This is a genomic window from Mycolicibacterium pallens (assembly GCF_019456675.1).
Classification (GTDB): domain Bacteria; phylum Actinomycetota; class Actinomycetes; order Mycobacteriales; family Mycobacteriaceae; genus Mycobacterium; species Mycobacterium crocinum.
This window is the reverse complement of sequence record NZ_CP080333.1, coordinates 3,869,892-3,889,953: the sequence shown is the minus strand read 5'-3', so window position 1 is coordinate 3,889,953 and position 20,062 is coordinate 3,869,892. Positions and strand designations below refer to the sequence as shown.

Here is a 20,062-nt window from a genome sequence, read left to right as displayed (position 1 = left end):
ACTGCTAGTCGTTGAGGATGTTCTCCGGGTGCAGCATCTCCGCGTAGCGCAGCTGTTCGGGGATTCCGAAGCCGTCGACGAGCAGTTCGGCGTGCGGCCGCAGGTCGCGGCAGCGTTGGTTGATGCCCCGGGTGACGGCTTTGGCGCGCTCGGTCGACAGGAACCGGTGCTCGATGAACCACGCCTTGTCGTCCTCGATCACCGACAGGGCATAGAGGTCGCACACCATCCCGAGGATGCTCCGGGCCTCGTCGTCCTCGCACGCGTCGATACCGGCGACGAACGCCTCGAGCACGATCCGGTCGATATGCGCCTTCGCGGTGTGCAGCACGTGGTCCTGCACGGAGTTGAAGGCGTCGAACGCCGACATCTCCTTGGATTTGCGCTGTAGCCGACGCGCCACCGAGGACAGCAGGTACTGCTCGCGGTCCTCGAACATCTGAACCTGCGTGCCGCGGTTGAACAGGCTGCCTTCCTCCTCGTTGTCCTGACGCGAGTCGAGGATGGTCTGCATGATCGTCTCGGCCGCAGTCCTTTTCAGCACCCGGTCACCGGCGAAGTTGGCGGCGAAGCGGACCCACTCCACCGGGCTCATGCCCTTGATGTCGTCGGCGTAGGCGGTCAGCAGTTCCTTGGCCACCAACTGGGTCAGCACATGGTTGTCACCTTCGAAGGTGGTGAACACATCGGTGTCGGCGCGCAGCGCGATCAACCGGTTCTCGGCGAGATAGCCTGCGCCGCCGCATGCTTCGCGGGCTTCCTGGATGGCGGTGCTGGTGTGCCAGGTGTTGGCCGCCTTGAGCCCCGCCGCCCGGGACTCCAGCTCGCGTTGCTCCTCGGTGTCGGGATTGTCCGCGGTTTGCAGGTCGTGCAGTCGGGCGACCAATTCGTTTTGGGCGAACTGCAACGCATAGGAGCGTGCGATCAGCGGGAAGAGCCGGCGCTGGTGCACCAGGTAATCCATGATCAGCACCTCGCCCTCATCGTCGGGCGCGCTGAACTGCTTGCGCTGCAACGCATATCGAACAGCGATGTCAAGGGCCACCCGTCCGGCGGCCGCGGCACTGCCGCCGACCGTGACACGGCCGCGGATCAGCGTCCCGAGCATCGTGAAGAAGCGCCGGTTCACGTTCTCGATCGGCGAGGAGTAGGTGCCGTCCTCGGCGACGTCGCCGTACTTGTTCAGCAGGTTGTCACGCGGAATGCGGACGTTGTCGAACATGATCCTGCCGTTGTCGACACCCGGCAGGCCGCCCTTGTAGTGGCAGTCCGAGGTGGTGATGCCGGGCAGATCGTTACCGTCCTCGTCGCGCAGCGGCACCACGAAACAGTGCACCCCGTGCGATTCGCCGTTCGTGATCAGCTGCGCGAAAACTGCTGACACCCGGGCGGTTTCGGCTGCTCCACCGATGTAGTCCTTGCGTGACGTCGGGGTGGGGGAGTTGATCACGAACTCCTGGGTCGCCGGGTCGTAGGTGGCGGTGGTCTCCAGGGACTGAACGTCGCTGCCGTGCCCGGTCTCGGTCATGCCGAAGCAGCCCACCAGGTCCAGGTCGATGATGCGCTGCACATAGGCCTTGTGGTGACGCTCGGTGCCCAGGTTCTCGATGGCGCCGCCGAACAGGCCCCACTGCACGCCCGCCTTGACCATCAGCGACAGGTCCGACATGGCGAGCATCTCGATGCGCGTGACCGCAGCTCCCACGTCTCCGTTGCCGCCGTGCTCTTTACGGAACCCGTCCTCGGCGGCGCCGTGGGCCGCCATGATCTTCATCTGCTCAGCCACCTTCGCGCGGGCGATGACGGTGTTGGGCGTGTAGTGCGGCCGGAATACTTCGGTGGAGAGTTCGGCGCGCACGGCGTTCTTGACGTCTCGCCAACGGCCGTCGAGGGCGTTGCGAAGGTGCTCCGCAGTGGTGGTCATGGCATGAAGGTATCCCCGCAACCGATTTGGCAAACGCGGATGTGGCAAACGCAGGTAAACCTGAGTCGATGTGACCTGACAGGCCGGCGTTGAATGGCGGTATGTCCGAGCCCGAGGGGGAGGTCGCGCCGGGCCACCTACCCCACGACATCGACCACTCCCATCCCGACGTCACCGGAGGCTGGCTGCGTGCGGCGACGTTCGGCGCGATGGACGGTTTGGTCTCCAACAGCGCTCTGATCGCCGGGGTCGCGGCCGGCGGCGGGGCCCACACGGTGGTACTGAGCGGGGTGGCCGGGCTGCTCGCGGGCGCGTTTTCGATGGCGCTCGGCGAATTTACATCCGTCACCACCGCCAACGAGCAGATCGACTCCCAGGTGCGCATCGAACGGCGGTCGTTCGAGCGGCATCCGCACGCCGAACGGGACGAACTCGTGTCGATGTTGATGGACATGGGGATGTCCGAGACCACCGCCCGGCAGGCCACCGAGGAGATTCACCGCGACGAGGAGCAGGCGGTGCACTTCCACCTGGCGCAGGAGTTGGGTGTCGATCCTCGCGAGAAGCCGTCGCCGGTGATTGCCGCGATCTCGTCGTTCGTGATGTTCGCCGTCGGCGCTGTCATTCCGCTGCTGCCGTATCTGTTCGGCGCCGAGAAGCTGTGGCTCGGTCTGGTGTGCAGCGCGGTCGGGTTGGTGGTGGCGGGTGCGGTGGCCGCTCGCTTCACCAAGGGATCGGTCTGGTTCGGCGCCGGGCGGCAGCTGATGTTCGGGGCCATCGCGATCGCGGCGACCTACGCGGTCGGAAATCTCGTCGACGCGGCGCTGTGAGCAATACGCTGACGCGGTGATCCGTAGCGTCGGGAAGCTGGGCCCGCTCAAGGTTTCCGGTCTCGTGTGGTGGCAGCTGCGCTGGGATCTGCTGGCGATCGTCGTGGTAGCCGCCATCCTGATCCCCATCCCGGACCCCACCCAGATCGACTACGCCTCGGCCGTGCTGTCGGTGTTGGGTATCGGCGCGTCGGTGTTCATCGGTTTTCGCAACACCACCGCCTACAACCGGTGGTGGGAGGCCCGCACGCTGTGGGGCAACGTCATCATCAACTCGCGCGCCACCTACAACACCCTGTGCTCCGTCGACTCCGGCGCCCCGGGGATGGCAGAGATCGTGAGTCGGATGCGTCGACGCCAGGTGCGCTACGCCTGGCAGCTGGCTGCCGACCTGCGCAAGATTCCTGCGGTGCCAGGCGTCGACGATCTCACGCCCGAGGATCCCGCGGACATCGGCGCCACCGATCTGATGACCCGCCAGGCCGTCGACATCCAAACCCTGTCGGCCGAGGGCCACATCGACAATCAGGCCCGGGTGATGCTGATGAGCGTCAACACCGCACTCGTCACGGCCCAAAGCGGTCTGGAACGCATCCGCAACGAACCGATCCCGCTGCAGTACGAGGTGTTCATCCGCGGGCTGGCCTGGTTCTTCGCGATCATGGCCTTCAGCCGGTTGGACGGCTCATCTCATCCGTACGCCGGTGTGACCATCGGCCTGCTGCTGATGGCGGTGTTCATCGGGGCCGAACGACTCGGCCATTTCATCGAGCAGCCCATGCACAACGGGATCTTTGACATCGCGATGTACCGGTTCTGTGCCGTCATCACCGGCGACTTACTGGGAAAGGATCACCCGCTGGCTCAGCCCCGGGAAAGCGCCAACGCCACCATCTGGATGTGAGTGCTCAGCGACATTCGGCGACAACCGATTCGGCGAATCGCTCGATCGGGCCGCGGTAGCGTTCGACGTCTCCGTCTGCTGCGACGGCCGGGTCGGTCATCCATGGGGCGCACATCACCGCGGTGATGCCGATGTCTTCGGCGCGCTTGTAAAGGTCCGGCGACGGCGGATCCATCAACGCCAGCATGATCTCGAAAGGTTGGTCCGCGCGGCCGAATTCGCGGCGTAGTGCATCCAGCTTGGACACGTAGGCTTTCGCGTCGTCGAACGTGTAGGCCGTGCCGATCCAGCCGTCACACAGGGCTGCGGCGCGCCGCAGGGCCGCGTCGGATTCGCCGCCACACAGGATGGGCACCGGCTGCGGCGGATGCGGCTCGATCATCATCTCGGGCACCTCGTAGTACCGGCCGCTCCACGACACCCAGCCGCCCTGCCACAGTGCCCGCAGCGCGGGGATCATCTCGTCCAGACGCTTGCCGCGGTTGCCGAACTCCTGACCCAGCAGCTCGTATTCCTCACGCATCCAACCGATTCCGACGCCCAGGGAGACCCGGCCGTCGGACAGCGATGCGGCGGTGGCCACCACCTTGGCGACTTCGATCAGCGGGCGGGCGGGTGCGACGTAGACCGCGTTGGAGAAGCGCAGGCGCGTCGTCACCGCCGCCATCGCTCCGATCATCACCCAGGTGTCGGGCCACGCGGTCTCCGGCTGCCAGCCTGGCTTGCCGGTCGGTGACGGGTACGGCGAACGCAGATCCCGCGGATAGATCAGGTGATCGGCGCAGATCATGCCGTCGTAGCCGGCGTCGTCGACCATGCGGGCGACTGCCAGAGATTCCGTCGTCTTCATGAACGGGGTGCCGCACCAGAACTGCATCGTTCTCCTCGGGGTCGGCCCCCGCGTCGCTCAGCTTTCGCTGCCGACGGTCACCGCGGTGGCCTGATCGGTGATCTCCTCGAGCTCATCTTCCTCCGTGTCAATAGCGCTCAGATGCCGGCTCGACATCGCCAGCACACCGGCGCCGAGCAGCACCGCACCGGCGCCGACCCAGAACGGCAGGTGCACGCTGACCCGCTCGCCGAGCACACCGGCCAGCCACGGGGCGACCGCGGCGCCACCGAACCGCATGAAGCTGTAGGCCGCCGACGCCACACCGCGTTCGACCGGCGCGGCCTTCATGACGGTTTCGGTGATCAGCGTGTTGTTGACGCCGATGAACAGGCCGGCGATCACCACGCAGGCGGCGAGGATGGTCTTGTTGTCGGTGCCGAGCGCCATCACGACCAGCAGCGCCGAGAAGCACAGCAGGTTCACCAGCAGCACCCGCACAGTGCCGAATCGGTGCTGCAGCTTCGGGGCAACCACTACCGAGGTGAACGCCAGTGCCAGGCCCCAGCCGAAGAAGATCAGGCCGATCTGGTGTGCGTTCATGTCGAGCGGGAACGGCGTGAACGCCAGCAGCGTGAAGAAGCCGAAGTTGTACAGCAGCGCGGTGATGGCCACGCCGAGCAGGCCGCGGTGACGCAGCGCGCGGAACGGGTCTGCCAGCGTCGTCATCCGTTGCGGACGGGGCGTCTCAGGCAACAGCACCGCCGTCACCACGAGTGCGAGGGCCATCAACGCCGACACCCCGAAAAACGGCCCGCGCCAAGAGATTCCACCCAGCACGCCGCCGACCAGTGGGCCGACCGCGATGCCCAGGCCCAGCGCGGCTTCGTACAGAATGATGGCCTGGGCCACCGAGCCGCGCGCCGAGCTGACGATGGTGGCCAGCGCGGTCGCGATGAACAGCGCGTTGCCCAATCCCCACAGTGCGCGCCAGCCGACGATGCCCATCACGGTGTCGCTCATCCCGGCCAGTCCGGCGCCGGCGATGATGATCACCAGACCGAGCAGCAGCGTGCGCTTCGGGCCGATGCGGCTGGACACCACGCCGGTGACGAGCATGGCCACACCCATGACGGCCATATAGCTGGTGAACAGCAGCGACACCTGTGACGGTGTGGCATTGAGATTGTCGGCGATGGGTTTGAGGATTGGGTCGACGAGTCCGATGCCCATGAAGGCGACGACGGATGCGAATGCGACGGCCCAGACGGCCTTGGGTTGGCGCCACATGAGTGGCCTCACTCCTTACTACTTATTGGGGAAAGCTGTCGATGTCGTCGAGCAGGCGACGGATCGCCTCGACGGCAGCCGACAGAGTTTCGCGGTCCTCTTCGGAAAGCCGCTCGATGCGCGGGTCGATGACCGCGGCGCGGTCCGCGCGGACTTGGGCCAGCATGGTCTGACCAGCCGGGGTGATGCGGATGCGGACGGCACGCGCATCGTCGGGGTCGGGGGTGCGGGTGACCAGTCCGGCGTCCTCGAGTCGGCGCACCTGGGTGGTCATCGTCGGCTGGGAGCAGTGATCGAGCTCGGCCAGATCGGAGATGCGGGCCTCGCCCTGGTCGTCGATGGTGCCGAGCAGGCGGGCCTGCGCCCAGGGCAGCGGCAGCCGGATGCGCTGGGTGGCCAGCCGATTGAGCCGTGCGACGACAGTCAGCAGCTCAGAACCCAGGCCGGTCTGGTCGGTGGACGCGGCGCCGGGTCGTTCCTGGGTGGGCGTCGGACTCATACGTCCATATTTACATAGAAATACTATGTTGTCTTCTGCCTGGCCCGTGGGCTTTCTCACAGCATGTCCACAGGAGCGCCTGACCGCGGCAGGTCGAGGCGACGAGCAGTCCGCGGCGGCTGGCAGAATCGGGTGATGACTGCGACGAGACCGGAGGCGCCTGCGCAGCCGTCCCGTCCGTCGATCGATCGCCGTGCCGGCCGCTCCCTGTCGCCGGTGGAGATGGCCCAGGCCTCCGTGATGGCCGCGCTGGCGGCCGCGCTGGCGATCATCTCCGTCGTCGTGCCGTTCGCCGGGGGACTGTCGCTATTGACCACGGTGCCGATGGGGCTGCTCGGCTACCGCTACCGCCTTCGGGTGTTGCTGGCCTCCACGGTCGCGGCGAGCGTCGTCGCCTTCCTGATCGCCGGCATCAGCGGACTCATGGTGGTGGTCAACTGCGCCTACGTCGGCGGGCTGGCCGGCATCATGAAACGCCGCGGCCGCGGCACCCCGACGGTCATCGCGGTGGGCTTGGTGGCCGGCGTGATCTTCGGCGTCTTCATCATCGCCGCGCTGACCGTGCTGGTTCGGCTGCGCACGCTGACGTTCTCGGCGATGACCGCCAACTTCGACGGCGTCGTCTCGGTGATGTCCCGCTTCGAGCCGTTCCGGCCGGCGGCCGAGGACGCCCGCCACATGTTCGGTGTTGCGCTGCAGTATTGGCCGGCGCTGCTGATGGTGTACGCGATCTTCTCGATCATGGTGGTGACCCTGGTCGGGTGGTGGGCGCTGTCGCGGGTGCTGGACCGGTTGCGCGGCATACCCGATGTACACAAGCTCGAGACCCCTGCCGAGTCCGGACCGGTCGCGCCGGTCCCGGTGCGCTTGGTCGACGCCCGCTTTCGGTATCCGGGCGCCGCCCACGACGCACTGCGCCCGCTGAGCCTGACCGTGGACGTCGGGGAACACGTGGCGATCACCGGCGCCAACGGCTCCGGGAAGACCACGCTGATGCTGCTGCTGTCCGGGCGTCAACCGACGTCGGGCACGATCGAGCGGCCGGGCGCGATCGGCTTGGGTCAGCTGGGTGGGACGGCCGTGATCATGCAGCACCCCGAAAGTCAGGTCCTCGGAACACGAGTCGCCGACGACGTCGTCTTCGGCCTGCCGCCGGGAACCCGCACCGATATCGCGGCGCTGCTCGACGAGGTCGGCCTGGCCGGTATGGAGGAGCGGGACACCGGCGGGTTGTCCGGCGGCGAGCTGCAACGTCTGGCGGTGGCCGCGGCGTTGGCCCGGCAGCCGTCGATGTTGATCGCCGATGAGGTCACCAGCATGGTCGACCAGCGGGGGCGCGAGGCACTGCTGAGCGTGCTGTCCGGCCTCACCGAACGTCACCGGATGGCGCTGGTGTCGATCACGCACTACAACAACGAAGCCGATACCGCCGACCGGGTCATCAATCTCAATGAGTCGCTGGACAACACCAACATGGTGGAAAGCACCGACGCACCGACCGCGACGGAAAGCGCCCCGCCGCGCAAGGCGGAACCGGTGCTGCAGCTCGAGCACGTCACCCACGAATACGCCGCGGGCACACCGTGGGCCAAGCCCGCGCTGACCGACGTCACGTTCACCGTCCACGAAGGTGAGGGCCTGCTCATCCACGGCGGCAACGGTTCCGGGAAGTCCACCCTGGCGTGGATCATGGCGGGGCTGACGACACCGACGAGCGGTTCGTGCCTGGTGCGCGGCCGGCCCGCGCCGGATTGCGTCGGCGAGGTGGCGATCGCCTTCCAGGCTGCCCGGCTGCAGTTGATGCGCAGCCGCGTCGATTTGGAAGTTGCGTCGGCAGCGGGCTTTTCACCACATGACACGGCGCGGGTGACGGCTGCGCTGGCGAAGGTGGGTCTGGACGCCGCACTGGCCGGGCGTCGCATCGACCAGCTGTCCGGTGGGCAGATGCGCCGGGTGGTGATCGCCGGGCTGCTGGCCCGCTCACCGCAGGCGCTGATCCTCGACGAGCCGTTGGCCGGGCTGGACGCCGCCAGTCAGCAGGGCTTGCTGCGGCTGCTGAGCGATCTGCGCCGCAACAGTGGGCTGACCGTCGTGGTGATCTCGCACGACTTCGTCGGACTGGAAGAGCTGTGTCCGCGCACGCTGCACCTGCGTGACGGTGTGCTGACCGAGGGGCCGTCATGACCACCGACCGCCAGCCGCGTCCGGTGGTGCTGCTGCGGCCCATTCCCGGCACGTCGCCGATTCACGAGTTGTGGGCGGGCACCAAACTGATTGTCGTTCTCGGCTTTTCGGCGCTGCTGGCGTTCTACCCGGACTGGGTGCCGCTCGCGTTGGTCGCGATCCTCATCGGTATCGCGATCAAGATGGCGCGGATCCCGCGCGGAGTGGTGCCGTCGGTGCCGAAGTGGTTGTGGTTCCTGCTGCTGCTCGGCGCGGTGACCGCGGCGCTGGGCGGCGGAACTCCGGTGGTGCACCTGGCGTCACACGCATTCGAACTCGGGGGGCTGCTGAAGTTCCTGCGCGTCACCGTGGTGGCGATCGTGCTGCTGGCGCTTGGGATGATGGTGTCGTGGACGACGAACGTCGCCGACATCGCACCGGCGGTCGCGCGGCTGGGCCGGCCGCTGAAGGTCTTCCGGATTCCGGTCGACGACTGGGCGGTGGCACTTGCCTTGTCGCTGCGGGCATTCCCGATGCTGCTCGACGAGTTCCGGTTGCTCTATGCCGCGCGACGGCTGCGGCCGCGGCCGGTGCTGACCAGTCGCCGGGCCCGGCGGCGGCGGTGGGCGATCGAGATGGTGGACCTGATGTCGGCCGGTGTCACGGTGGCGCTGCGGCGGGCCGACGAGATGGGCGACGCGATCACCGCACGCGGCGGGACCGGGATGATCTCCGCGGCGCCGTCCGGGCCGAAGCGCGCTGACTGGGTGGTGCTGGCGATCTCCGCGATTGTGTGCGCGGTGTCGGTCGGCTTGCAGGTGACCGTGCTGGCGGGGATCTAACGCGACGCCGCGGCATTCGCCGCCTGCTGAGCGGCCGCCAACGCCTGGTCGACCGGCGTTCGGCCCAGAAACATCTCGTCGAAGTACGGCTTGATCGCCTGATATCCCGCGGCGAAGCCGGGTCCGCCCGGTGCGGCGATGCGCGGCCCGTCGAGCACCCGGAAGAACGGTGTGACGTCCACACCCTTGGCTGACCAATAGTCGAAGTACGCCTGCTGGGCGGGCAGCACTGCCGGAATGGCCGCGCCATGCCGGCCGACGAAAGAGTTGCCGTGCGCACTGCCCAGCCACGCCAGCACCTCACGCACCGCGTCCGGATGACGGCTGGCCGGATTACCCGCGGCGACAATCCCGTTCGTGACGCTGACCCGGCCCGCGGGCCCGGCAGGCAGCATGGCCACACCCCAGCGGAACGTGGCCTGCTCGGCGACCTGAGCCAGGTTGTAAGTGCCCGACTGGAACAGCGCCATCCGCCCGGACAGGAACTGGTTGCGCGAGAAGTCACCGTTGTCGTTAGTGTCCGACGCCGGCGGCGCGACCCGGTCGGTGTTGATCAGTCCGACGACATACCGGAATGCGGTGGCGGCCTGCGGGTTGTCGAGTGCGAACCGATCTCCGTCGTTGAAGATGCCGCCTGCCGAGCCGATGTAGTTGAGGTAGATGGCCTGTAAGTCGTTGGCGGCGTTGTATCCCCATTGCCTGCCGTGGGTGAGGCGCTTCAGCAGCGGCCGCAGCGTGTCGACGCTCGGGTTCGGATTCCAGCGCAGCGCATCCAGTTCGGCGGGGTCGACGCCGACGGAGGCCAGCAGATCGGCGTTGTAGTACAGCGCGATCCCGGCGTCGGTCAGCTGCGGCACCCCCCACAGCGAGCCGCCGCGGGTGAACTGCGCGACCACCGACGAGTCCCACTCGCCGAGCGGTTCGACGGCCATCAGTCGGTGGTTGTCGGCGTACTCGGCGAAGTTGGCGTTGTTGAGCCAGAAGACATCGTCGGCGCCGCCGCCGGCGACGTCGGTGCGCAGGGTATTGAAGTAGTTGGCGTAGGGGACGACGTTCGTGCGCACCTCGATCCCGGGGTGGGTGCGGGTGAATTCGGCGAAGGACTCGGCGTAGGCGAGCGCGACCTGGGGATCCCACAGCCGCACGGTGAGGACGGTCTTGCCCGACGGGTCCGTGGTTCGGCCGAGCGCCAAGGCGCCCGCCACCAGCAGCACAGCGACGGCGATCAGCCCGGCCAACAGTCGGGTGGAGAACCGTGGCGGCCAGCTCATTTGAGCCCGGTGACGACAATCGAGCGCACGATCTGGCGCTGAAACACCAGGAACAGCGCAATCAGCGGCACGATCGCCACCGTCGTCGCCGCCATCACCAGCGTCCACTGCGCGTTGTACTGCGTCTGCAGGCCCGCCGTCGCGACCGTCAGCACCCGCCATGTTCCGCCGCTGGTGATGACAAGCGGCCACATGAACGAATTCCATTGACTGACAACGGTGATCAGCGTCAGTGTCACCAGGATCGGCTTGCTGGCCGGCAACACCACGTGCACGATCACATCCAGGGTGTTGGCCCCGTCCAGGCGGGCGGCGTTCACCAGGTCGGCGGGGATACCGCGGAAGTACTCGCGCAGCAGGAAGATGGCGTACGGCGAGCCGAACAGGAACGGCAACACCAACGCCCAGAACGTGTTCCGCAAGCCGAGCTCGGCCATCATCAGATACAGCGGCACCACGGTGACCGTGCCGGGCACCATCAACGTCGCGACGTACACCCAGAACAGTGCGTCGCGGCCGCGGAACTCCAAGCGGGCGAACGCATATCCGGCCAGCACTGAGAACGTCAGCTGCGCCAGCGTGATGATGGCGGTCATCAGCGCGGTCACCGTCAGCGCCCGGACGAATCCGGCGTCACCGAGCGCCGCGTAGTTGGCCAGCGTCGGCGGGTTGGGCAGTGACAGCGGTGTGCCGGTGGCGAACTGCTGCGCCGAGGTGAACGACGTCAGCAGACCGAGCCCGAACGGCGCCAGGGTGATCAGCGCGCCGAGCAGCAGCCCGAGGTAGATCAGCGCGTTACGTGAGGTCATAGCTGATCCGCCGGCGGAAGTAGAGGTGCTGGACGATCGTCGCGCCCACCAGAATGACGAACAGCACCAGCGCCATCACCGCCGCGCGCCCGATCGCGGCCGCGCCGAACGCCTCGGCATAGATGCGATGCGCCACCAGATCGGTGCGCCCGGCGGGGCCGCCGCCGGTCAACGCGTACACCGTGTCGAACACCTGGGCCGCGCTGACGATGCCGGTGACCGAGACGAAGAACAGCGTCGGACGCAGCATCGGCAGCGTGATGTGCCAGAACCGCTGCCAACTCGTCGCGCCGTCGAGTCGGGCCGCGGCGTGGATCTGCGGGGGAATAGCCAGGATGCCCGCCAGGAAGAACAGCGTCACATAGCCGACGTTCATCCATACCGTCACCGCCGAGACCACCGGCAGCGCCAGCCCCGGATCGGTCAGCCACTCGATGCGACGCCCCAACACAGTGCTCACCGCGCCATCAGTGGGCGCCAGGATCCAATGCCACAACACCGCGACCGCCAGCGGCGAACACACCCACGGCAGCACGTACAGGGTGCGGAACACCCCGCTGCCCGGTAGCTCGTGGGCCAGCAGCCCGGCCGCGAACAACCCCAGCACGATCTGCACCGGAACCACGATCGCGATGAAGGCCAGCGTCACCAACAACGAGTTGCCGAAGCTGGCATCGGTGAGCACCGAGCGCCAATTGTCCAGCCCCACATAGCGGATAGGCCCCAGCAGATCCCAGCGGTGCAGGCTCAGCCACACCACCACCAGCATGGGTAGCAGCAGGAAGCAGACAACCCCGAACAGGCTCGGCGCCAGCAGCGCGTACCCCAGCAGGGCCGGGCGTGCTCGCCGAGTCATCACGTTACGGTAGAGCACGTGAGTCCCCGTGATGTCGACGCCGACTTCTTGGCCTTGCCGCGCCATGCCCTCGCCGACGCGGCCCTGTCCGCCGCCCGCGCCGCCGGTGCGAGCTACGCAGACCTGCGCATCCACGCCATCACCAACGAGGTGGTGCAGCTACGCGACGGTGAGCTGCAGAGTGCGGTCACCGATCGGGAGATCGGGCTGGCCGTGCGGGTGATCGTCGACGGCACCTGGGGCTTCGCCTCGCACGCCGAACTGGCCCCCGAGGTCGCAGCGGACACCGCGCGCCGCGCGGTTGAGGTGGCCACCACCCTGGCCGCGCTGAACGCCGAGCGCATCGAGCTGGCGGCCGAACCCGTCTACCGCGACGTCACCTGGGTCTCGACTTACGCCATCGACCCGTTCACGGTGCCGACCGCCGACAAGATCGCGCTGCTGGGGGAGTACTCCGGGCGGCTGCTGGCCTCCGACGGTGTGGACCATGTGTCGGCGATGGTCATCACCGTCAAGGAGCAGACGTTCTACGCCGACACGTTCGGCTCGTCCATCACCCAGCAGCGGGTGCGGCTGCAGCCGCAGCTGGATGCGGTGGCCGTCGACGCCGCCGCCGGCAGTTTCGAGTCGATGCGCACGCTCGCTCCGCCGACCGCGCGCGGCTGGGAAGCGGTGGCAGGTGACGACATCTGGGACTGGACTGCCGAGCTGGCCGAGTTGCCCGGCTTGCTGGCCGAGAAGACCAAGGCCCCGACCGTGGTCGCCGGGCCGACCGATCTGGTGATCGACCCGACGAACCTGTGGCTGACCATCCACGAATCCATCGGACACGCGACCGAATATGACCGCTCCATCGGTTACGAAGCGGCCTACGCGGGCACGTCGTTCGCGACGCCGGACAAGCTGAACACGATGCGGTACGGCTCGCCGGTGATGAACGTGACCGCCGACCGCACCGTCGAATACGGTTTGGCCACAACTGGATACGACGATGACGGGGTGGCCGCGCAGAGTTGGGACCTGATCCGCGACGGCATCTTCGTCGGTTACCAGCTCGACCGGGTGTTCGCGCCGCGGCTGGGTCTGGCTCGCTCCAACGGCTGCAGCTACGCCGACTCCCCGCACCACGTCCCGATACAGCGGATGGCCAATGTCTCGCTGCAGCCGGGCACCGAGAATCTCGGCACCGATGACCTGATCGCCCGAGTCGAGAACGGGATCTACATCGTCGGCGACAAGTCATGGTCGATTGACATGCAGCGCTACAACTTTCAGTTCACCGGCCAGCGGTTCTACCGAATCCGCGACGGACGGCTGGACGGTCAGCTGCGTGACGTCGCCTATCAGGCGACCACCACCGATTTCTGGAATTCGATGGAAGCCGTTGGCGGGCCGGCGACGTGGCAACTGGGTGGGGCGTTCAACTGCGGCAAGGCCCAGCCCGGGCAGGTCGCGGCAGTCAGTCACGGCTGCCCATCGGCGTTGTTCCGCGGCGTGAATGTGCTCAACACGCGCGAAGAAGCGAGCCACTCATGATTCCCGCACAGCAGGTCGTCGAACTGGCGCTGCAGGCCGCGACCGTCGACGAGACCATCGTCATCGTCACCGACCGGGCCGCGGCGGCACTGCGGTGGGCCGGGAACTCGATGACCACCAACGGTGTGTCGACCACTCGGTCCACCACCGTGATTTCGATTGTGCGCAAAGGAAATACATCGCACACCGGCGCCGTGCGCAGCAGCGACGTCAACCCCGCCGCGATCGCGGTGCTGGTGGCCGCCGCCGAACACGCCGCGCACGCTGCACCCGACGCCCGCGACAGCGCCCCGTTGTTGACCGGCAGTGGTCTACCCGACGACTGGAACGAGCCGGTACCCGAGACGGGTGCCGGGGTGTTCGCCGATGTCGCGGAATCGTTGTCGGCGGGCTTCGGGCGTGCCGATCGGTTGTACGGCTACGCACACCACGTCGTCGAGACGACGTTCCTGGCCACCTCGACCGGGATCCGCCGGCGCTTCACCCAACCCACCGGAACTGTGGAGATCAACGCCAAACGCGATGGCGCCAGCGCATGGGCGGGGATCAGCACGCCGTGGTTCACCGATGTCCCGACCGACAGCCTGCTCGACGACCTGGCGATGCGGCTGGGCTGGGCCAACCGCACCGTCGAGCTTCCCGCGGGCCGCTACGAAACGCTGCTGCCGCCGTCGGCGGTCGCCGACATGATGATCTATCTCGGCTGGTCGATGGACGGCCGCGGCGCGGAAGAGGGCCGCACGGCGTTGTCGGCGCCCGGCGGCGGAACCCGGGTCGGGGAGAAGCTGACCGAGCTGCCGCTGACGATGTACTCCGACCCGTTCGCCCCGGGCTTGGAGTGCGCGCCGTTCGTCGCGGCCACCACCGGATCGGAATCGGTCTCGGTGTTCGACAATGGGCTGGACATCGGGCGGGTGGACTGGATTCGCGACGGGTCGATCCACGCGCTGGCCTATCCGCGCGCCGCGGCGGCCGAGTTCGGGACGGCACCGGCCGTGCCGGCCGACAACCTGCTGATGACCGGCGGTAGTGCGGAGCTCGCCGACATGGTGGCCGCCACCGAGCGTGGCCTGCTGCTGACCACGCTGTGGTACATCCGCACCGTGGACCCGACGACGCTGCTGCTGACCGGGCTGACCCGCGACGGCGTGTACTTGATCGAAGACGGCGAGGTCACCGGGGCGGTCAACAACTTCCGCTTCAACGAAAGCCCGCTGGATCTGCTGCGCCGGGCCACCGAGGCCGGTCTGCCCGAACAGACGCTGCCGCGGGAGTGGGGCGACTGGGCCACTCGCGCAGTGATGCCGACGCTGCGAATCCCCGACTTCCACATGTCCTCGGTCAGCCAGGCGCAATAATCGGCAGATGGCCGATGATCTTGACGTAGTGCTGACCCAGCTGGTGGTGCAGTCACCGGCCGACCTTCAGCGCATTGTGGGACTGGTCCGCACCACCTGTGGCGAAACGCTGTCGCTGACGCCGTTGCCCGCGCAGACACCGGTGCGCGCGCCGGAGTCGGACGCCGAGAAGGTGGTGGCCGAGTTCGCCGAGCAGTTCAGCATCGACGTCTCGGCGATCTCCGATCGGCAGCGGGAAGCGTTGACGACTGCCCTGGGTGCGGCGAGCTTCGCGGCGGTCATCCAGATGTTCTTCGCCGACTTCCTCCCCAGGGTGCGCAACGGTCTGGAGGTGCTGGGCCTGCCGGTGAGCTGGGTGCCTGACGAGCCGGTGTGGGATTCGGGTATCGACGCGGCCGACGTGTTGTTCAACCAGCTGCTGCCGGGGGTGGCGAGGCTGAAGTCGTTGGATCCGGTGACCACGGAGGTGGTGCGGCTGCGTGGGGCGGTCGCGCACAACTGCCGGTTGTGCAAGTCACTGCGGGAGGGCAACGCCCTCGACGCCGGCGGCAGCGAGTCGATGTACGACGACATCGAGCACTTCGAGTCCTCCGAATTACTTTCCGACGCGCACAAGGCGGCGTTGCGCTACGCCGACGCGCTGATCTGGTCGCCGGCGCGCATCAGCCCGGCGGTGGCTTCCGGTGTGCGGGGACACTTCTCGCATGAGCAGGCCCGCGAACTGACATTGGACGTGATGCGCAATGCCAGCAACAAGATCGCGGTGTCGTTGAAGGCCGACCAGGCCCGCGTCGCCGAGGGCACCGAGCGCTACTTCATCGACGCCGACGGTCAGACCGTCTTCGCCTGAGCCAGCGCCTTCAAGGCGGCCTCGACGTCGGCCTCGGTGGTGGCCCAGGAGCAGACGAACCGGACCGGGGGCTTGTGCGGGTCGGGCGCATGCACGGCGAAATGTTCGCGCACGGAGTCCAATGCCTCGGCGGGAAGGTCGACGAACACCTCGTTGGCCTCGGTGGGCGAGCTCAGGTGCAGGCCGAGATTGGTGATTCCGACGCTGAGCCGAGCAGCCATCGCGTTGGCGTGCCCGGCCGCCTGCAGCCAGACGCCGTCGCTGAGCATGGCGTCGAATTGTGCTGATACGTAACGGTGTTTGCTCGCCAGGTGACCGATCTGCTTCTGGACGAACTCGATGTCCGCGAAGTGTTCGGGGCGGCGTACCAGGATCGCGTCGCCGAACAGCATCCCGTTCTTGGTGCCGCCGATTGTCACGATGTCGGCGTCGCCGACCGCCAGTGCGGGCGGGACATCAAGGGCGGCAACCGCGTTGGCAATCCGGGAGCCGTCGACGTGCACCAGTAGGTCGAGCTCGTGGGCGTGATCGATGAAGGCGGCGATTCCGTCGGGCTGCCACACGCGGCCGTTCTCGGTGGACTGGGTGATGGTGACGATGCGCGGCTGGGAGTGGTGCACGTCGCCGCGCCGGGTGATGCGCCGGTCCAGCTGTGCCGGATCGAGGATGCCGTCGTCACTGGGTAATGCGACCAGGCTGGCACCCGACACCAGGGTCGGCCCGCCTGCCTCGTCGAGCAAGGAATGGGCGATATCGGTGCAGAGGATCTCGTGAAAGGGCCGCACCGCCGAGGCCAGCGCGATGATGTTGGCGCCGGTGCCGGTGAATGCGAACAGGACGTCGGCATTGGGGGAGTCGAAGGTGTCCCTGACCCGATCGGCGGCACGCTGCGTGATGGGGTCGTCACCGTAAGACGTGGTGGTTCCGGTGTTGGCGGCGACGACCGCTTCGAGAGCGATGGGGTGTGCTGGGGCGGCGTTGTCGGAGGCAAAAGCGCTGGATACGGCGGGCACCCTGTCCATGATGTCACCGGGCTCGCAGTGAGCGGAACGGTTGCCGCCCGGTCGGGGCGCCGGGAGACTGGAGCAATGTCGGACGCCGAACCCCACAAGACGGACACCACACCCGGGCTCGCGCCCGTGGCCGGTCAGCTCGAAGGGATCGCGGCGCAATTGGGGGTGAAGTCAGTTCTGGTGATGCGCTCCGAAAACGATTCGATGGTGGTCGCGGCCACCGCGGGCGAGGCCACCCAGCACTACACGGTCGGGGCGGCAGGCAAGAAAGCGCTGGCAGACGCGTCCAGGGCGCCGTTGTACGGCGAACGTGTGGTTGACGGCAACGATGCTCTCTTCGTCCGTGACTCGCGGGAGGACCCGACGTTCGCCGGCAATGAAGACGAAGTCGAGTTCGGTCTGCACAACTATCTCGGGCTGCCGGTGCACGACGGGTCGGGCCGAGTTGTGGGGACCGTGTGCGTGCTCGATGACGCCGCGCGCGATTACACCGATGAGCAGCGCGCACAGCTGTCGTCGTTAGCCGCGAATGTGGAGCGGATCGTCGAGCGCGACAGCGGCGCGCTGGGCTGAGCGGGGCTTACTAACGCCCGTACCCGTCGGCATGCGACCATAGTTGCCGCACTGGGGCGGTAGCTCAGTCGGTTAGAGCCGTGGACTCATAATCCATTGGTCGCGGGTTCGAGCCCCGCCCGCCCTACAAGTACTGGCACGACGGCGGGTGACGGGGTCGGCCCAGCGTCCTTGATGTCCCTGCGCAGCAAGCAAATCGGCACGGGAACATTCCCGCGGGCATGATGAGTTCCAATGGTCTGAGCACCACCCAAACCCAGGAATGAGGCACCCATGGCCGCAGATCTCCCCGACAAAGCTCTAGAGCTGCGATCGCTGGTCACTTCGGCCGGCAATCTTGAACTCTCGCTGCACGAGGTCGATGTCCCCACGCCGCAGGACAACGAGGTGCTGGTACGGATCGAGGCCGCGCCAATCAACCCCTCCGACCTCGGCCTCTTGGTGTCCAGCGCCGATATGGCCAAGGCGGAGGTTACCGGCACGAAGGACCGCCCCGTCGTCACCGCACCGATCGAAGCGACCCAAGCGCTGAGCGCGCGGCTCGATCAGTCCCTCCCCGTCGGTAACGAGGGGGCGGGCACCGTCGTCGCGGCCGGATCATCCGACGCAGCCCAAGCTCTTCTCGGTAAAACGGTCGGTATCGCAGGCGGCGCGATGTACTCCCAATACCGCGCCGTCGATGCGCGAGCATGTCTTGTCCTGCCTGACGGCGCCACCGCGCGCGACGGGGCATCGTCGTTCGTCAACCCGCTGACCGCGCTCGGCATGACGGAAACCATGCGCCGCGAGGGACATTCGGCCCTCGTGCACACCGCCGCCGCATCCAACCTCGGGCAGATGCTGGTCAAGCTCTGCCAGAAAGACGGCATCCCGCTGGTCAACATCGTCCGCAAGCCCGGCCAAGAGGAACTGTTGAAGTCCCTCGGCGCCGAGCACGTCCTGAACTCCACATCGCCGACCTTCGACGCCGATCTGGTCACGGCGCTCACCGCGACCAAAGCGACGCTGGCGTTCGACGCCACGGGCGGCGGAACGCTGGCAAGCCAGATCCTCAATGCCATGGAGGAAGCGGCCAACGCGACCGCGGGGGAGTACTCCCGGTACGGGTCGAGCGTCCACAAGCAGGTGTATATCTACGGCGCGCTCGACACCAGCCCGACAGTCCTCACCAGGAATTTCGGTATGGCATGGGGGCTCGGTGGATGGCTGCTGACGCCATTTCTGGCGAGCGCAGGCGCTGAGACCATCAGTCGGTTGCGCGCTCGGGTGGCCGCCGAGCTCACCACGACCTTCGCAAGTAGCTACACCCGCGAGGTATCCCTCGCCGGCATGCTCCAGCCCGAGGCGTTCAACGAATACGTAAAGCGGGCCACGGGGGAGAAGTTCCTCGTCACGCCGCAGGCTGTCCCCTAAGCGAGAAAACGCCCCTGGGCACACGGCCCAAGGGCATTCTCTCGCTCAAGAATTGAGCACCGCTAGAACCAGACTTTTCGACCACCGACCGGGCGGCCGACTGCCCCGAGGATCCACAACACGAGTCCGACGACGACGAGAATGCCGCCGATGGTGTACAGGATCGACAGGCCGGTGAAATAGCCGATCAATAGCAGGATGATGCCGAGAACGATCATTGTTCCGTCCGATCCGTAGGGCGACTGATATGCACTGCGACTAGGGAATTGCCGGATTGGTCATTTTCAAACCGCAATGACTACTCGGCGGCCTTCTGCCGAGCTTCCGCCGCCTTTTCCGCAGCACGTGCAGCGTCGGCCTCGGCCTCCTTCTTGGCCGCATCGCGGGCAGCCTCAGCCTTGTCCTGCTGAGCACGGCCCTCTTCGCGCAGATCGTCCTTATCGGTGACGATGCCGACGACTTCCTTCGCCTTGCCCTTCACATCTTCGACGATGCCCTTGACAGCCTCTTCGGGTCCGCTATCGCCCATGGTTGTTCCTTCCGTTCGGTCGGGTGCACTGCGCTTTTACATACCCGTCAGCGGCAAAGGTTCAACCATCAAATTCTTGTGACGCCGCACACCGGGCATGGTCAGCGCAAGGCGCCCACGAACGAGATCGAGACACGCGCCGCTTCCGGTTTCGGCTTAACGCGTTTGGGGACGGGCTCTTCGTCGAGCGCCGGCACCAGTCGATCGGCCTGCTCCAGCCTCTGAGTTACCGGGGCCGGATTCTGAATCGTCTATGCCGCAGTGTTTCTCGGCTTCCTCGACGTCGACGCATTCACCGTTGCAGGTGGCGGTTTCGTCGGCGCACCGCCGGTATCGAGCGTCCTTATCCAGGTGGTCACCGAGCCGGCGGCGTTGTCTTGTGCGCGAGCAGCGCGTCGAACAACCATCGACAATGTTGCGACTGTCGCCGTAGATGGGCAGGAAGCAGTGTCGAGGCACGGCTCAAAGAGGTGCTAGACCAAGCGGAAGATTGTCCGATATTTCACCTGTGTCGCAAGGGAATTAGTTGCGGGAGGTTCAGCGGTGAGACGTCTGTGGGCGGCCGGGTGCCGC

General features: G+C 66.9%; 19 protein-coding genes and 1 tRNA gene. 10 read left to right on the top strand and 10 right to left on the bottom strand.

All coding sequences use genetic code 11. From position 1 onward, the window contains the following. Nucleotides 1-4 precede the first annotated feature (4 nt). Nucleotides 5-1,924, bottom strand: coding sequence for an acyl-CoA dehydrogenase family protein (locus K0O64_RS19070; protein ID WP_220045659.1), 1,920 nt, complete (start codon nucleotides 1,922-1,924; stop codon nucleotides 5-7). Between the two features lie 101 nt (nucleotides 1,925-2,025). Here K0O64_RS19070 and K0O64_RS19065 point away from each other — a divergent pair, with 101 nt between their 5' ends. Continuing rightward, nucleotides 2,026-2,754, top strand: a complete 729-nt coding sequence (locus K0O64_RS19065) for a VIT1/CCC1 transporter family protein (RefSeq protein WP_220045658.1) — start codon at nucleotides 2,026-2,028, stop codon at nucleotides 2,752-2,754. Nucleotides 2,755-2,770: 16 nt separating this feature from the next. Beyond that, entirely contained in the window at nucleotides 2,771-3,658 is an 888-nt protein-coding gene (locus K0O64_RS19060; protein WP_220045657.1) for a bestrophin family protein, read from the top strand. A gap of 4 nt (nucleotides 3,659-3,662) precedes the next feature. Here K0O64_RS19060 and K0O64_RS19055 read toward each other — a convergent pair whose 3' ends face one another. Genes K0O64_RS19055 through K0O64_RS19045 form a run of 3 tightly spaced genes read right to left on the bottom strand, consistent with a single transcriptional unit; the run spans nucleotide 3,663 to nucleotide 6,276 of the window. Then, nucleotides 3,663-4,535 carry a TIGR03619 family F420-dependent LLM class oxidoreductase gene (locus tag K0O64_RS19055; protein WP_220045656.1) on the bottom strand — a complete coding sequence of 291 codons (873 nt, stop codon included), beginning with the start codon at nucleotides 4,533-4,535 and terminating at the stop codon, nucleotides 3,663-3,665. 30 nt (nucleotides 4,536-4,565) lie between these two features. After that, nucleotides 4,566-5,777, bottom strand: coding sequence for an MFS transporter (locus K0O64_RS19050; protein WP_220045655.1), 1,212 nt, complete (start codon nucleotides 5,775-5,777; stop codon nucleotides 4,566-4,568). Between the two features lie 22 nt (nucleotides 5,778-5,799). Further along, on the bottom strand, nucleotides 5,800-6,276 hold the full coding sequence (locus K0O64_RS19045; protein ID WP_220045654.1) for a MarR family winged helix-turn-helix transcriptional regulator: 477 nt from the start codon (nucleotides 6,274-6,276) through the stop codon (nucleotides 5,800-5,802). A 135-nt stretch (nucleotides 6,277-6,411) separates the two neighbouring features. Here K0O64_RS19045 and K0O64_RS19040 point away from each other — a divergent pair, with 135 nt between their 5' ends. After that, nucleotides 6,412-8,460, top strand: coding sequence for a DUF2232 domain-containing protein (locus K0O64_RS19040; protein WP_220045653.1), 2,049 nt, complete (start codon nucleotides 6,412-6,414; stop codon nucleotides 8,458-8,460). Then, on the top strand, nucleotides 8,457-9,281 hold the full coding sequence (locus tag K0O64_RS19035; protein ID WP_071943268.1) for an energy-coupling factor transporter transmembrane component T family protein: 825 nt from the start codon (nucleotides 8,457-8,459) through the stop codon (nucleotides 9,279-9,281). Before K0O64_RS19040 ends, K0O64_RS19035 begins: the two co-directional genes overlap by 4 nt. On the opposite strand, the gene K0O64_RS19030 is transcribed toward K0O64_RS19035, so the two are convergent. The 3 genes from K0O64_RS19030 to K0O64_RS19020 are packed head-to-tail and all read right to left on the bottom strand — an operon-like array spanning nucleotide 9,278 to nucleotide 12,217. Beyond that, complete coding sequence (locus K0O64_RS19030) at nucleotides 9,278-10,552, bottom strand: ABC transporter substrate-binding protein (protein ID WP_220045652.1); 1,275 nt, start codon at nucleotides 10,550-10,552, stop codon at nucleotides 9,278-9,280. The genes K0O64_RS19035 and K0O64_RS19030 overlap by 4 nt on opposite strands. Further along, nucleotides 10,549-11,361, bottom strand: coding sequence for a carbohydrate ABC transporter permease (locus tag K0O64_RS19025; protein WP_220045651.1), 813 nt, complete (start codon nucleotides 11,359-11,361; stop codon nucleotides 10,549-10,551). Before K0O64_RS19025 ends, K0O64_RS19030 begins: the two co-directional genes overlap by 4 nt. Then, a complete protein-coding gene (locus K0O64_RS19020; protein ID WP_220045650.1) occupies nucleotides 11,348-12,217 on the bottom strand; it encodes a carbohydrate ABC transporter permease in 870 nt (289 codons plus the stop codon). Before K0O64_RS19020 ends, K0O64_RS19025 begins: the two co-directional genes overlap by 14 nt. A gap of 18 nt (nucleotides 12,218-12,235) precedes the next feature. Here K0O64_RS19020 and K0O64_RS19015 point away from each other — a divergent pair, with 18 nt between their 5' ends. Genes K0O64_RS19015 through K0O64_RS19005 form a run of 3 tightly spaced genes read left to right on the top strand, consistent with a single transcriptional unit; the run spans nucleotide 12,236 to nucleotide 15,961 of the window. Next, nucleotides 12,236-13,753: a TldD/PmbA family protein gene (locus K0O64_RS19015; RefSeq protein WP_220045649.1), complete on the top strand. Its 1,518-nt coding sequence runs from the start codon at nucleotides 12,236-12,238 to the stop codon at nucleotides 13,751-13,753. Continuing rightward, nucleotides 13,750-15,111 carry a metallopeptidase TldD-related protein gene (locus K0O64_RS19010; RefSeq protein ID WP_220045648.1) on the top strand — a complete coding sequence of 454 codons (1,362 nt, stop codon included), beginning with the start codon at nucleotides 13,750-13,752 and terminating at the stop codon, nucleotides 15,109-15,111. The genes K0O64_RS19015 and K0O64_RS19010 overlap by 4 nt, the downstream gene beginning before the upstream one ends. 7 nt (nucleotides 15,112-15,118) lie before the next feature. Then, nucleotides 15,119-15,961 carry a carboxymuconolactone decarboxylase family protein gene (locus K0O64_RS19005; RefSeq protein ID WP_096311766.1) on the top strand — a complete coding sequence of 281 codons (843 nt, stop codon included), beginning with the start codon at nucleotides 15,119-15,121 and terminating at the stop codon, nucleotides 15,959-15,961. Here K0O64_RS19005 and K0O64_RS19000 read toward each other — a convergent pair. After that, the gene (locus K0O64_RS19000; RefSeq protein ID WP_096311765.1) at nucleotides 15,943-16,983 is read right to left on the bottom strand and encodes a threonine aldolase family protein; all 1,041 of its coding nucleotides are present in this window, start codon (nucleotides 16,981-16,983) and stop codon (nucleotides 15,943-15,945) included. The genes K0O64_RS19005 and K0O64_RS19000 overlap by 19 nt on opposite strands. A 66-nt stretch (nucleotides 16,984-17,049) precedes the next feature. Between K0O64_RS19000 and K0O64_RS18995 the strand changes: the two genes are divergently transcribed. The 3 genes from K0O64_RS18995 to K0O64_RS18985 all read left to right on the top strand — a co-directional run bounded on the left by K0O64_RS18995 (nucleotide 17,050) and on the right by K0O64_RS18985 (nucleotide 18,960). Further along, a complete protein-coding gene (locus K0O64_RS18995; protein WP_096311764.1) occupies nucleotides 17,050-17,547 on the top strand; it encodes a GAF domain-containing protein in 498 nt (165 codons plus the stop codon). Between the two features lie 53 nt (nucleotides 17,548-17,600). After that, nucleotides 17,601-17,674, top strand: a tRNA-Ile gene (locus K0O64_RS18990). A gap of 146 nt (nucleotides 17,675-17,820) precedes the next feature. After that, on the top strand, nucleotides 17,821-18,960 hold the full coding sequence (locus tag K0O64_RS18985) for a zinc-binding dehydrogenase (protein ID WP_220045647.1): 1,140 nt from the start codon (nucleotides 17,821-17,823) through the stop codon (nucleotides 18,958-18,960). A 62-nt stretch (nucleotides 18,961-19,022) separates the two neighbouring features. Here the strand turns inward: K0O64_RS18985 and K0O64_RS18980 are convergent, their stop codons facing one another. Then, nucleotides 19,023-19,178, bottom strand: a complete 156-nt coding sequence (locus K0O64_RS18980) for a hypothetical protein (RefSeq protein WP_096311763.1) — start codon at nucleotides 19,176-19,178, stop codon at nucleotides 19,023-19,025. 80 nt (nucleotides 19,179-19,258) lie between these two features. Continuing rightward, on the bottom strand, nucleotides 19,259-19,489 hold the full coding sequence (gene mbp1 / locus K0O64_RS18975) for a microaggregate-binding protein 1 (protein WP_096311762.1): 231 nt from the start codon (nucleotides 19,487-19,489) through the stop codon (nucleotides 19,259-19,261). Between the last annotated feature and the right edge of the window lie 573 nt (nucleotides 19,490-20,062).